At 69.3% G+C, this 13,223-nt stretch carries 7 protein-coding genes and 1 pseudogene; 2 read left to right on the top strand and 6 right to left on the bottom strand.

Features of this window, described 5'->3' with window-relative positions:
* The first annotated feature begins 82 nt into the window (after positions 1-82).
* Positions 83-1,591 carry an ISL3 family transposase gene (locus tag B116_RS0120900; protein ID WP_188116025.1) on the top strand — a complete coding sequence of 503 codons (1,509 nt, stop codon included), beginning with the start codon at positions 83-85 and terminating at the stop codon, positions 1,589-1,591.
* A gap of 43 nt (positions 1,592-1,634) precedes the next feature.
* On the opposite strand, the gene B116_RS27940 is transcribed toward B116_RS0120900, so the two are convergent.
* Together B116_RS27940 and B116_RS29060 are read right to left on the bottom strand one after the other, a co-directional pair.
* Complete coding sequence (locus tag B116_RS27940; RefSeq protein WP_188116055.1) at positions 1,635-2,204, bottom strand: IS66 family transposase; 570 nt, start codon at positions 2,202-2,204, stop codon at positions 1,635-1,637.
* 58 nt (positions 2,205-2,262) lie between these two features.
* Positions 2,263-2,472, bottom strand: a pseudogene (locus B116_RS29060) (DUF6444 domain-containing protein); the annotation flags it as partial.
* A gap of 494 nt (positions 2,473-2,966) precedes the next feature.
* On the opposite strand from B116_RS29060, the gene aspS reads away from it, so the two are divergent.
* Entirely contained in the window at positions 2,967-4,742 is a 1,776-nt protein-coding gene (gene aspS / locus B116_RS0120890; RefSeq protein WP_018720278.1) for an aspartate--tRNA ligase, read from the top strand.
* Between the two features lie 64 nt (positions 4,743-4,806).
* Here the strand turns inward: aspS and B116_RS0120885 are convergent, their stop codons facing one another.
* The 4 genes from B116_RS0120885 to B116_RS0120870 are packed head-to-tail and all read right to left on the bottom strand — an operon-like array spanning position 4,807 to position 12,882.
* On the bottom strand, positions 4,807-5,577 hold the full coding sequence (locus tag B116_RS0120885) for a phytanoyl-CoA dioxygenase family protein (protein WP_018720277.1): 771 nt from the start codon (positions 5,575-5,577) through the stop codon (positions 4,807-4,809).
* Entirely contained in the window at positions 5,561-7,054 is a 1,494-nt protein-coding gene (locus B116_RS0120880; RefSeq protein ID WP_018720276.1) for a condensation domain-containing protein, read from the bottom strand. Before B116_RS0120880 ends, B116_RS0120885 begins: the two co-directional genes overlap by 17 nt.
* Positions 7,051-11,835, bottom strand: a complete 4,785-nt coding sequence (locus B116_RS25580) for a non-ribosomal peptide synthetase (RefSeq protein ID WP_033667754.1) — start codon at positions 11,833-11,835, stop codon at positions 7,051-7,053. Before B116_RS25580 ends, B116_RS0120880 begins: the two co-directional genes overlap by 4 nt.
* Positions 11,836-11,871: 36 nt before the next feature.
* On the bottom strand, positions 11,872-12,882 hold the full coding sequence (locus B116_RS0120870; protein WP_026321361.1) for a radical SAM protein: 1,011 nt from the start codon (positions 12,880-12,882) through the stop codon (positions 11,872-11,874).
* Between the last annotated feature and the right edge of the window lie 341 nt (positions 12,883-13,223).

Below are 13,223 nucleotides of genomic sequence, written 5' to 3'. Positions count from 1 at the left end.
CGGCTCTGTCTCACATTCGGTGGTGACCGAGGGTGGTCGATGTCGTTGAGGTCATGTGTGCAAGATCGATGATCTTACGAAGATGGTGTTCTCGGGGCTGTCCCCGTTGGTGATCGATGAGGTCACGGACGAGGGCGAGCGGATCCTGGTGCGGGCTCGGACTCCTGGAGGAACGGTGGCTTGTCCGGGCTGTGAGGCGGTGACGGGCCGGGTGCATGGGTATCACCAGCGGACTCTGGCGGATGTGCCGGTCGATGCCCGGCCGGTAGTGGTGCGGGTGCGCGTGCGGCGTCTGGTGTGCCCGACGCAGGGCTGTCGTCGCACGTTCCGGGAACAGCTTCCGGGTGTTCTGGAGCGTTACCAGCGTCGCACGTCCCGGCTGAGCGCCCAGGTCGCTGCGGTGGTGCGTCATCTGGCTGGCCGGGGCGGTGCTCGCCTGTTGTCGGTCCTGGCGATGGTCGTCATGTCCCGTCACACCGCGCTGCGGGCGCTGCTACGCGTTCCGCTGCCCGAGCGGCGGGTTCCCCGCGTGCTCGGGGTCGACGACTTCGCGCTGTGCCGCCGTCGCCGTTACGCCACCGTCCTGATCGACGCGGTCACCCGTGAACGCATCGACGTGCTGCCCGACCGCAAGGCCCACACGTTAGAGACATGGCTGCGTGAGCATCCCGGTGTCGAGGTGGTGTGCCGGGACTCCTCGGGCGCCTACGCCGAAGCGGTCCGCCGCGCCCTACCCGAGGCGTTGCAGGTCGCCGACCGCTGGCACCTGTGGCACAACCTCGCCGAGGCCGTCCGCAAAGAGGTCACCGCCCACAGCACATGCTGGGCCACCGCCGGCCTACCGCCACAGCAAGGCATCCGGGCCGTGACCACCCGGCAGCGGTGGCAGCAGGTCCACGACCTGCTCGACAAGGGCGTCGGCCTGCTCGAATGCGCCCGCCGACTCAACCTCGGCCTGAACACGGTCAAACGGTATGCCCGAATCAGCGAACCCGAACGCCTGGTCCGCGCACCGCAGTACCGGCCCACCCTCGTCGACCCCTACCGTGACCACCTGCGCCGACGCCGGGAACAAGACCCCGCCGTCGGCGCTACGCAACTTCTCGCCGAGATCAGGGAACTGGGCTACACCGGCAGCCTCAACCTGCTCTACCGCTACATCACCCAAGGCCGCGTCGAAGCCGACCGCCCAGCCCTGTCGCCCCGACGCCTCACCCGCTACTTCCTGACCCCACCCGAGAAGCTCACAGACCATCAGCGCACGCTCGTCCACGCCCTCACCAGCGCCTGCCCGCAGATGACCGCGCTGGCCGGCTTCATCGGCTCGTTCGCCGCGCTCCTCACACCCGCAGCCGGTAACGACGACCATCTCGACACGTGGATCGCCGAGGTCAAGGCCACGGACCTACCCCACCTGCACACCTTCATCCGCGGCCTCGGCCTGGACCGCGACGCCGTCAACGCCGCCCTGACCCACCCCTTCAACAACGGCGGCACCGAAGGCGTCAACACCAAAACCAAACTGATCAAACGACAAATGTACGGACGAGCGGGCTTCGCTCTCCTGCGCCATCGAATCCTGCTCGGCTGACCAGCACCCTCCATCACCACCGAATGTGAGACAGAGCCGAAAACTACGCAGTCCCCAGCGCGGCCGTGTCAGCGGCGGTTTTGAGCGCCCGCAGCGCGTCGGTCGCCTGCCCGGGCCACACCGCCGCCGATGCCACCTCGCCAGCGGCGGCAAGCTCACGGAGCAGGTGCGCGCAGCGCAACTGGTGTCCGGCCGAGGTGTAGGTGTCATACGGCGCCCACGCGTCGCGCACGGCGATCCCGGCCATGGAGGCCATGATCTGCCCGGCGTAGATCCCGGCGCGGGCGTGCGCGGCGGCGACCGCGCCGGCCGATATCGGCACCACGAACAGATCCGCCATCGCCCGGGCGGTGCGGGCCTGCGCCCCGAACAACGCCTGCTGCAGGCACACTGCGGCCGCGGTGGCTCGTGGCCCGTACTGCACCGGGGCGTCCACCCCGTCCGGAGCCCGACCGGCGGTGACCCGCCCGCACCGGCACCGCCGCGACACGATCCGATGCTCGGTAACCCGCACCCTGATGTCCGGCAGGTCGAACACCTGCTGGGCGGCCACCCCGGTCACCGGCGCCGCAGCCAGCCCACCACCCGCATCCGCCGCACGTGGCCGGCTCATGCGCGATCCGCTCGTGCGGATCAGCGACCTGCCGCAACGTACGACACTCATAACCAGGCTGCCTACCCGGACGCCGACCCGACCGCCCACGCAGCAACTTCGGCGCCGGCTTGGCCAGGCCGTCCGACGACGGCGGCCGCGACGAGTTCGACGAATCCTGCCCGAGCCGAGCCCGCAGATCCGCGTTCTCCGCCCGGAGCCCGGCGTTGTCCCGCTCCAACTCGACGATCCGCGCCTCCAACCGGACAAGCCGCTCCAACAGCTCCACGATCGACGGCGTTCCGGACACCCCACCATGATCCAGACCCGGCGACGCAGGTCAAGCCAAACGCTGACGAGCACCTGATCAGTCACAAGCCAGCTTCATCGTGGTGAACCCAGATGAGGCAGTCCGGTTCCACTTCGGGACGGAGAGGTTCTGACCGGCGCCCAGTCCGGGTGTCTGTCGGCTCGGGCGATCGAGTGGGGCGGCTCCCGGCTCGGTGAACTGCCGGGGTCGATGCATGGCGCCCAGCAGCGTTGGCCACCTGGGCGACCCTCGGCCGTTCGACCACCATCGCCGCCCGGGACGGGAGCAACGTCTGCTGGGACATCAGCTCAGGCCGAGTGGGAGCACCGAATCTTCATCGACAATCTTCGACCCGCACAACCACTCGGAGCCGGTCGACGCAACCGGTGACGACCCGGGTGTCCGTCAACACGCACGGTATCGTTGGCTATGGTGGACGCCAGCATCCAGCGTCAGCCAGAGGAGCCACCACTGTGTTGCGAACGCACGAGGCCGGGTCACTCCGAGCCGCGCACGCCGGGCAGACTGTCACCCTAACCGGATGGGTTGCTCGTCGGCGCGATCATGGCGGGGTCATCTTCATCGACCTGCGTGAGGCCAGCGGCGTGGTGCAGATCGTCTTCCGCGAGGGCGAGATGGCTGAGCGTGCACACAGGCTGCGCTCGGAGTTCGTGGTCAAGGTCGTCGGCGTGGTGACCAAGCGGCCCGAGGGTAGCGCCAACGCCGACCTCGCCACCGGCACGATCGAAGTCTATGCGACCGAGCTCGAGGTGCTCAACGAGTCGGTCGCGCTGCCGTTCCAGATTGACGACCACATCGAGATCGGTGAGGACACCCGGCTGAGGCACCGCTACCTGGACCTCCGCCGCTCCGGCCCGGCCAACAATCTGCGGCTACGCAGCGAGGTCAACCGCATCGCCCGAGAGGTGCTGCACGCCGAGCGGTTCGTGGAGGTCGAGACCCCGACGCTGACCCGGTCGACACCGGAGGGTGCTCGTGAGTTCTTGGTCCCGGCGCGTCTACAGCCGGGCTCCTGGTATGCGCTGCCGCAGTCCCCGCAGCTGTTCAAACAGTTGCTCATGGTCGCCGGCATGGAGCGGTATTTCCAGATCGTCCGCTGCTATCGCGACGAGGACTTCCGCGCCGATCGGCAGCCGGAGTTCACCCAGCTCGACATCGAGATGAGTTTCGTCGATCAGGACGACATCATCGCGCTCGGCGAGAAGATTCTCACCGCCGTGTGGAAAGGCACCGTCGGCTACGAGATTCCCCGGCCGTTCCCGCGCATTACCTACGCGGACGCCATGGCCAAGTATGGTTCCGACAAGCCGGACCTGCGCTTCGATCTACAGCTGACAGACCTGACGGAGTTCTTCAAGGACACACCGTTCCGGGTGTTCCAGACACCCTACGTCGGTGCGATCATCATGCCGTCCGGGGCGTCGCAGTCACGCCGGGAGCTGGACGGCTGGCAGGACTGGGCCAAGCAGCGCGGCGCCAAGGGACTTGCCTACGTCCTCGTCGGCCGGGACGGCACACTGGGCGGCGGTATCGCCAAGAACCTCGCCGAGGCGGAGCGTGAGGGCTTGGTCAAGGCCGTCGGCGCAAACCCCGGCGACTGCATCTTCTTCGGCGCCGGCGAGCCCGACCAGAGCCGCTCGTTGCTCGGCGCGGTGCGGGTCGAGATCGGTCGCCGGGCCGGGCTCATCGACGAGAACGCGTGGTCGTTCGTGTGGGTCGTCGACTTCCCGATGTTCGAGTCCACCGCTTCGCTCGGCGCCAACGACGTCGCCGTCGGCGGTGGCCGCTGGACCGCGCTGCACCACGCGTTCACCTCGCCGAAGCCCGAGTGGGCCGACCGCTTCGAGGACGACCCCGGCAACGCCCTGGCCTACGCCTACGACATCGTGTGCAACGGTGCGGAGATCGGCGGCGGGTCGATCCGTATCCACCGTGCCGACATGCAACAGCGGGCGTTCAGCGTCATGGGGATCGGCCCTGAGGAAGCCCAGGAGCGGTTCGGGTTTCTGCTCGACGCGTTCAAGTACGGCGCTCCGCCGCACGGCGGCATCGCGTTCGGCTGGGACCGCGTCGTCATGCAGCTCGTCCGCACGGAGTCGATCCGTGAGGTCGTCGCATTCCCGAAGAGCGGCGGCGGCTACGACCCGCTGACCGCGGCGCCGACGCCGATCTCCGCGACGCAGCGCAGGGAAGCCGGCGTCGACGCGAAGCCCGCGGCCCAGAGGTAGCCCGACCCTCCCGAGCCGGGCGCTCGGGCCGTCTCGCGGCGGCCCGAGCGCCAGCCGACATGCCTCAGCTGACCCGGATCAGCGGGAAGTTTTCGTGCTCGAACCGTTCGAACGGCTTCAGGTTCAGGTCGTCGAACAGCTGATGAGACGCACCCGTGTAGAGGGTGGACGCGGGAATAAACCGGACACCCCAGCCGCGACGGGCCCAAGACGTCCGATTCGCGCCCGCCGAGTGCAGCAGGCTCCCGTCGTGCACCGTCGCATCGCCGGCGGCCAGTGCGGTCGTCGTCGGTTCGCCGACGTACGGTTGGTCGTCCTCCGTCAGAAACGTCGCCAGCGTGGTCTCCTCTCCCCCGCCGTCGACGGAGCCGAGCAGCCCCAGCCGGTGCGAACCAGGAAGCAGCGTCAGCGGTCCCTGGTCGAGGGAAATGTCGTCGACGGCGATCCAGAAAGTCAGGAAGCCCCGTCGGTCGAACGGGAAGTTCGGGGCGTCCTGATGCCAGACGGTCGGTTGCCCGCCGACCTCCCGGGGTGGCTTGACCAGGGCGAGGTCGTCGAGGAGCCGTACCTCGTCGGCGCCCATCAGCCGGCCTGCGAGCAGCCCGAGCCGCCGCACGATCGTCTCGAGACCCGGTATGTGCTGCCAGAGATTGCGGGTCACCACGAGTCGCTTCGCGAAGTCGTCGACCCGCAACTGGTCGGTCGTGTCCAGGCTGTCGAAGGCGTCCCGCAGGCGGGAGAGTTCCGGGTCGGTCAGCAGACCGCGGACGACGGTGTAGCCGCTGCGGCGAAAGCAGCCGATCTCTTCCGCCGACAGCTCATCTCGGATGGTCATGCATGTCTCCCGCATCGGTGAGGATGTCGATGTACCGGTCGGCCATCACAGCCACGTCGTCACACGACAGGGCCGGGGTCGCATATTCGAAGAACGCCTCCAGATGCTTCCCTCTGCGTCGTACGAGCAGGGAGAATTCAGCTCGGGCGGCACCGAGGTAGACATCGCGCAGCCGGACGTGGAGCGCTCCGCACCCGACCGGTGTGTAGTCGTTCGCCTCGACACCGAAGGTGAACGGCAGCCTGCGGAGGTCCGCGTCGCGCGACAGCTCGGAGCCGTCCTCGGCGATCATGCCGATCGGGAACGTCTGGTGTTCCAGCGCTCGCGCCACCCGTTCGCTGATGCCGCCGGCCACCACGTCGATCGTGTCGCCGTCGCGCACCGAACAGCGGATCGGCACCGCGTTGCGGCACAGGCCGACGACTGTCTCGTGGGCCGGCTGGGTACGGTTTGCGACGGCGATTACCACGGCCAGGTCGGATCGCCGGGTTTCTTCACTTAGCAGCATGGCGAAGGCCGCGAAGTACAGCGAGAATTCGGTGACCGCGCGGCTACGGGCCAATGCCTCGATCCCGGCGGCGACAGCCGGCGGGACCACCCGGACGAGGCAATCGGCGTCGCCGCCCACACCACGTCCGGCAGCGGCGCGGGTCAGCACCGGGGAGAGCGCCGTCCCGCGGAGTTCCTCGGCCCAGAACAACCGCGCCTGCTCGACACGCTCAGGGACCAGCCAGCCGCGCTCCCAGGCGGCGAAGCCCCGGGGGGTCGCCGCCACGGCAACAGGCCGGCCGCTTCGGTCGTCGCCGGGGGTGTGCCGGTAGAGCTCGACCAGTTCGCTGATCATGATGTCGACGCTCCATCCGTCACAGACGATGTGATGCAGACCAGCCACCAGCACGGCGTGGTTCTGCTCGACCGGGGCGTAGCACCAACGCGCCGGCGGCTGCGTGGCGAGGTCGAACCCGGCAGCGCCACGCCGTGCGCACCACCGTTGGATGTCGTCGTCCGACGCGCCGGCCAGCACGTCCCGCGTCATCACCTGTAGCACCGGACCGGACGGCGCGTGCACCTCCTGCAGCAGGTGCTCGCCGTACCACACGAACCGGGTCCGGAAGGCCTCGTGCCGATCGTGCAGGGCAGAGACGGCCCGGCCGAGCCGGTCCGGGCACACGGAACCGTGCAGATCGACCCGGACACACGTGTTGTACGTCGCCGGGTTGCGGTCCATCCGGCTGCGCAGCTCCATGCGCTGCTGTTCGCGGGTCGTTGCCGCCAGAGAGACGACGCCGCGCGACCGGTTGGCGATGAGCACGGCGAGGATGTCGCGCTTGTGCACCCGCAGCGCGTCGAGAACGTCAGCGTTCAGCGAATGCGCGGGGCCGTCGTATACCAGGTCCGCACCCTCGGCCGCCAGATTCGTCCCGGCGGCCACCAACCGGCCGATCAAGCTGGCAACGCCTCGGTCGTCGGCAGTCATAAGCGGTTCCGGTGCTGCCGGGCCGCCAGAGCCTTCCGGCGCAGCAGACCACGCTGCGACACGACCGGTGTCTCAGCGTCTGTGCCCGCCAGGCGTTGCTCCAGCAGCCGCGATTGGGCGTGGACCGTCGGGTGCTCGAACAGTTCCGGTACGGAGAGCATGACCCCCACCTCGTTCGCCAGGAGTTGCCGCAACTTCGGGATCAATAACGACGTGCCGCCCGCCGCGAAGAACGACAGGTCGGCAGCGGCGACCGGGTGGTTCAGCAGTGTCGTCCACACACCCGCCACCACACCCTCCAGCTGTGTGCGCCACCGCACGCCGTACACGGGTGCCTGGAGCACGTCGAGGGGCAGCGCGTGACGCGCCACCTTGCCGTTGGCCAGCCTCGGCAGTGCCTGGAGGATGCCGAAGGAACTCGGCACCATGTATGACGGCAGGACGCGGGACGCATGTTCGTGCAGCTGCCGGATCGACAGTTGCGCACCGTGCTGTGGCACCACGAGCGCGGCCAGCCGTGCGTGCCGGGTGCCCGGCTCCACGAGGACCACGACGGCATCGTCGACCATCGGCAGGGCGCGGATGACGGCCTCGACCTCCTCGAGTTCCACCCGGTTCCCCCGTACCTTCACCTGGTTGTCCAGGCGGCCTCCGAACTCGAGCCGACCTGTGCCGTCCCAGCGTGCCCGGTCACCGGTCAGGTAGAGGCGCGCGCCGGGCTCCGCGCCGTGCGGATCGGGCACGAACCGCTGAGCCGTCGCCGCAGCGTCGCCGAGGTAGCCCGAGCCGACCGCCGCGCCGGCGACCGCGAGCTGACCGAACGCCCCCGGCGGCTGCAGGCGCAACTGCCCGTCGAGCACGTAGGTGCGCACACCCGCAATCGGCCTGCCGACAGGGATGCGTCGACCGGCGGCCGTTTCCCGGTCGACCCGGCAGAACGTGGCGTCGATGGCGGTTTCGCTCGGCCCGTACATGTTGACGAGCGTGACGCCGGGAAGGCGGTCGAGGACCTCGGCGGCCAGCCGTGGTGGCATTTCCTCGCCACCGCACAGGATCAGGCGTGGTGGCGACCGGACAACGTCGTCCTCGTCCAGGAGTGCCTCCAGCAGACTCGGTACCGTCTGCACGACGGTCACGGCGTTCTCGCTGATCAGCGCGGCAAGGTGCGGGATGTCGTTGCGGCGGCTGACGGATGGGAACACCAGCCGGGCGCCCCAGGCCAGCGGGCCGAGCATCTCCCAGACCGCGACGTCGAACCCGGGTGAGGTGTGTGCGAGCACGCAGTCGTCCGGGCCGACCGGGAACTCCGTGGCGAACCAGGACAGCTCGTTGACGAGTGCACTTCGCTGGATCGCCGCCATCTTGGGCGTACCCGTCGATCCGGATGTCAGCACCAGGTAGGCGAGTTCCTCCGGATGGCGCTGCGGCCCGGAGGGCTGCCGCTCGATCACCAACTGCAGGCCGTCCGGGGAACTGACCACCGCGGTCGGCCGGGCAAGTTCGACAGCGGACCTGCGACGTGGCGCCGGCCACGCCGGGTCGATTCCCAGCGCCGCCGCGCCAAGCAGGCCGGCGGCGAACCAGGTGATCACCGCCGCCGGTGACGGAGCCGCATCGAGCACCACGACATGTCCCGGTCCGACCCCATGGCCGGCGAGCGTCTGTGTCGCCCGCTCCACCTCGGTGGCGAGGCGCTGCCGCGTCCACCGGCCGCCCGGCCACAGCAGTGCCGTGGCGGCCGGACCCTCCTGCGCGTGAGTGAGAAAACCGTGCACTCCCCACCGCTCGATCGGCTGTGCCGTCCCGCCGGACGACCAGGTCTGCAGGCGTGCCGCCCAAGCGGCGGGCGTCAGCGCGATCCGGGCGATCTGCCTTCCCGGGTCGGCCACGAACTGGTCAAGGACGTGTTCGAGCTGCTCGGCGAGTACGGCGGCCCGCCAGGGCGGGCACACGTCGGTGCGGTGGTGTACCTGGACCGTGACGTGGTCGCCGTCGATCACCACACAGCAGTCGACGCCGAGCATGGGCCTCGGCGCGTGAACGGGCTCCTGCCGGACCTCTACCCTGGCTGCGGCTGCCCGCTCGGTGCGCTCCACCGTCAACAGGGTCCGGGTCGGTGCGGTGCTGGTCGCGGCCCGCTGGTCAGCGACCAGATCGGCGTACGGCCGGGCCCGGCCAGCGAGTGCCCGGCCGACGGCGCTGCGCGCCAGGGTGATCAGGTCCCGGACGGTGTCCCGTTCCTCGATGTGCAGCTCCAGTACCACGACGTTCACGTGATAGCCCACCGGTTGCCAGTCGCCGGCCCGTCCCTCACGCAGGTCGGCCGGCGTGCCGATGGTCACCGCCGGCTCGCCGGCCTGTTTGGACAGCACGGTCGCCCAAGCGGCCGCGAGCAGCGCGAACGGTGTCGTACCGAACTCGATCGCCCGCGACTCGACCAGCCGCCACAGCTCGGCAGCCAGGTCCCGCACGTGGCACCGCGCCGGTGCGTCACTGGACGGCGCCGCCGGCTCGAGTCCGAATTGCGCCGAGGCCCCGGTTCCCAGCGGCAGCCCTCGGGCGACCGGGCGGGGGCTCGCCGGAGCGGCCGCAGGCAGCCGCAGCGGCTCGTGCGACAGATCAGCGGCCAGCTCGCGGACGAGGACCGACTGCGAGACACCGTCGAACGCGATGTGGTGCACCAGCAGATCCACGCGGTGCTCGCTGCCGCCGATGTGGTTCACCGTGGCCCGCATCAGCGGACCTGCTTCCACGTCGAGCATCGTGTGCTCGTCGAACCGTAGTGTCACCGCGGGTGTTGGGTCGAGCGCGGGCGCCGGCTCACCGTCCACGACGACGATACGGGTACGCAGCGCCGCGTGCCGCGCCACGAACCGAGTGAGGGCCGCGCGGATCTGCCCGGCGGAGGTCGGGCCGGTGACGTGCAGCCGCAGCGGGACCTCATACGCTGTGTCGCCAGGGTTGAGCTGCAGGTGTGTCCAGAGCGACCGAACCTGCGGCGACAATCCGGGTGAGGGCGGCCCTGCCGCCGTTCCCGCGTCGCGCGGCGGTGCCGGTCGGGCGGCACGCAGCACCGCTGCCGGGTGCGCGTCGGCGAAGAACGCCTCGGCCGGCACTTGAAGCCCGTGCTCGTCGTGCAAGCGTGTCAGGGCGCGAAGCGCCGCCAGCGAATGCCCGCCTAGGCGGAAGAAGTCATCGCCGGTCTCCTCGTACGGCAGTGACAGCACCTCGGCGAAGACCTGCCGGACCAAATCCTCGCCGCCGGTCGGTGGCGGCGGTCTCAGCCCGGCGAGCGGGTTCGGCAGCGCCCGCTCGTCCACCTTCCCGTTGGCTGTGCGTGGCAGGGCCACCAGCGGGACGATCCGGGACGGCACCGTCGCAGCCGGCAGTCGGTCACGCAGGAACTGCCGTAACGCGGCCTCGCCGGCGTCACTCGCCGGGCTGGTCCAGGCGACAAGTGCCGGGCCGAGGTCACCGAGGTCGCGCATCGCGACGTAGGCGTCGTTCACTGCGGGATGGGCGCGCAGCATCGACTCCACGGCGGCCGGCTCCACTCGGTGGCCGCGGATCTTGAGCTGGCGGTCGATGCGACCCAGCAATTCGACCTCGCCGTCAGCCATCCGGCGGGCACGGTCGCCCGAGCGGAACACCCGTTCCCGGCTCCATCGGGTGATCACGAAACGCCGGTCGGTCTCCGACGGGTCGCCCAGGTAGCCGTCTGCTACGCCGGGGCCGCCGATGAGCAGTTCGCCGACCTGTCCGGCAGGGCAAGGGTCGAGCGCCGCATCCACGACGTGCAGTTGCGTTGCGCCGAGTGCCGTACCGACAGGTACGGCGTGCCGCCCTTCCGCCCGCAGCCGGGCGGAAGCTCCGGGGCTTGTGTCGACCTGCCGCATCGTCACGCCGATGGTGGTCTCCGTCGGGCCGTAGTGGTTGAAGACGGCGCATGTGGGTTCGGCCACCTCCAGGCGTTCGAGGAGGTCCAGGTCGAACGGCTCGCCACCGACGACCAGCAGCCGCAGGGGCAGTACGGCGAGCCCCGACTGCAGCAGCGCGCGAAGGTGCGTCGGCACGATCTTCAACGCGTCGATGCGGTGTTGTCGCATGTACCGAGCGAACCGCTGCGGCTCCCGTGCGGTGTTCCGCGGGACCAGGTGCAGCTCACCACCGAATAGCAGTGCAGGGAAGATCATGGTGTTGCCGAGGTCCGCAGCCAACGTCGTGACGCTGGCCATCCGCAGGCCGGCGAACTCGGTCTCGCCTCCGACCCGCCCCGCGAATGCGGTGCAGTACTGCAGGAGGCTCGCCTCGGTGACCGGAACCGCCTTCGGCGTCCCCGTGGTGCCGGACGTGCCCATCACATATGCCAGACGCCGCGCGCCGGCGGGATACTCCGCGCGTACCACCGCCACCGGTCTGCCGCTGAGCGCAGCGCCGAGTTCGACGACGGTGCTGCCGGCGGCACGCACGACGCACCCCGCCCCACTCAGATCGATCAGATGATGCTGCCATGCTGCCGGAACGTCCGGCTCCAGCGGCAGATACGCGCACTCGAGGCGAAGGATCGCGAGGATCGCGGCGAGCGTGTCGACAGACCGGTCGGCCATCACCGCGACCACGTCTCCCGGCCGCACCCCGTGTGACCCGATCGCGATGGCCAACTCGTCCGAGCGTCGGAGCAATGCGTCACCGGAGAGCACCACTCCGCCGGCCACCACCGCGGTCCGGCCGGCTCTGCGGCGCAGCGCGGCGTCGATATGCGCGGACAGCGTCCCGTCCATGTACGGCAACCCCCAACCGGTCCTGCTAGGCCGGCGTCAGTTACGGGCTCGTCGCGAGATGCGTACCTGGTCGTCGGGTGAGCCGTACCGGCGGTCCAGGGCTCTCGCCGCCCTGGCCCAGTCCGCCACGGTCCGGATGGACCGCAGTTGCTCGACCACGAACGGCTCCCGGCGCCATGCCAGAACCCTCGCCCACAGCACGTCGAGCGGTTCCTCGAGGACGTTGCCCACCTTCGCCTCGTAGATCGGGAAGGCACGCATCTGCCCGTCGGCCTCGATCGAAGCGATCGCCTCGCCTGCGTCACTGGCGGAGCTGCCCGGCAGGAAGTAGCGGACGTCCGTCACCGAAACCTCCGCGGCGCTGCGCACATGCGCGGCGAGCCGCTGCTGCGAATCGGTGAGTTCGACGAGCTGGTCGTAGGTGAGCAGTTCGTCCCGCTCGAGCTCCTCTTCGGCCGCCAGACCGGATGGGATTACCGCACCGAAGCGGATGAAATCCACGGCGGGGAACCGCGTGGTCATCGCCTCCACGAAGTTCTCCAGGCCACGCATGCCCGAACGGGTCACGGTGTAGTCGATGCCGAGTGAACAGCAAAAACCGCCGCCCCCTGCGCGCTTCTCCTTGACGCGGTCGAGCAGTTCCAAGGCGGTCATGGCCTTGGCGAACGCACCGTTCCGGCCGCGGACAGCGTCGTGGATCCGAGCGTCTGGCCCGTCCACACTCACCGCGACGGTCGCGACGGACGCCGCCAGGTCTTCTGCCGTCTGCTCGTCCATGACCCAGCCACTGGTGAAAACCGTGACGGCGATGCCGGCATCGTGCAGGCGTCCGACCGCCTCTCTCCACCACGGGGCGAGCAACGGCTCACCGCCGCTGATGGACATCCGCTGCGGACGCGTCTCGCACACGACGTCCACGACGCGCATCGCGTCGTCGCGGCTCAGCATCCGCGCGGCACGCCGACCCGACTCCGAGTAGCAGTGGATGCACCGCAACGGGCAGGCATAGGTCAAATCCCAGATGAACTTCTCTATCTGGGCGGTCATCCACGCCTCCAAAGGATTCCGTGCCGCCGCCGGGTGTCTCGCCGCCGCTCGTCCTGTCACTGCTTCGGGCGCGCGGGACATGTCGCCGACCGCAGGCCAGGTCCGGCCGGTGGTACCGGCCTCGACGCGTGCATGGGAACACGACGCCGACGCGATCCCCCGTGTGACCTGTCCGCTTCTGCCTTGCCAACACTGACACAGTCAGCTCGCACCTGTCCAGCAGCTCCAAGTGATTTTTTAATTCATTCAGGTCCATTAGCATAGCTCTAGCCGAAATGGCAAACGCCTATGATACTTGAAGCCAATAGGCCCGCGGTGTAGGATCGATGAACGACATCGCG

It is taken from the genome of Salinispora fenicalii (genome assembly GCF_000514815.1).
Lineage (GTDB): Bacteria > Actinomycetota > Actinomycetes > Mycobacteriales > Micromonosporaceae > Micromonospora > Micromonospora fenicalii.
The sequence above is the reverse complement of the archived record's forward strand: the minus strand, read 5'-3'. Positions and strand labels throughout refer to the sequence as shown.

Excerpts from the sequence above, each read along its gene's own strand:
- B116_RS0120900 (WP_188116025.1), top strand. The coding sequence starts at position 83 with ATGGTGTTCTCGGGGCTGTCCCCGTTGGTGATCGATGAGGTCACGGAC.
- B116_RS27940 (WP_188116055.1), bottom strand. The coding sequence starts at position 2,204 with ATGAGCCGGCCACGTGCGGCGGATGCGGGTGGTGGGCTGGCTGCGGCG.
- B116_RS0120885 (WP_018720277.1), bottom strand. The coding sequence starts at position 5,577 with ATGACCATCCGAGATGAGCTGTCGGCGGAAGAGATCGGCTGCTTTCGC.
- B116_RS0120880 (WP_018720276.1), bottom strand. The coding sequence starts at position 7,054 with ATGACTGCCGACGACCGAGGCGTTGCCAGCTTGATCGGCCGGTTGGTG.
- B116_RS25580 (WP_033667754.1), bottom strand. The coding sequence starts at position 11,835 with ATGGACGGGACGCTGTCCGCGCATATCGACGCCGCGCTGCGCCGCAGA.
- B116_RS0120870 (WP_026321361.1), bottom strand. The coding sequence starts at position 12,882 with ATGACCGCCCAGATAGAGAAGTTCATCTGGGATTTGACCTATGCCTGC.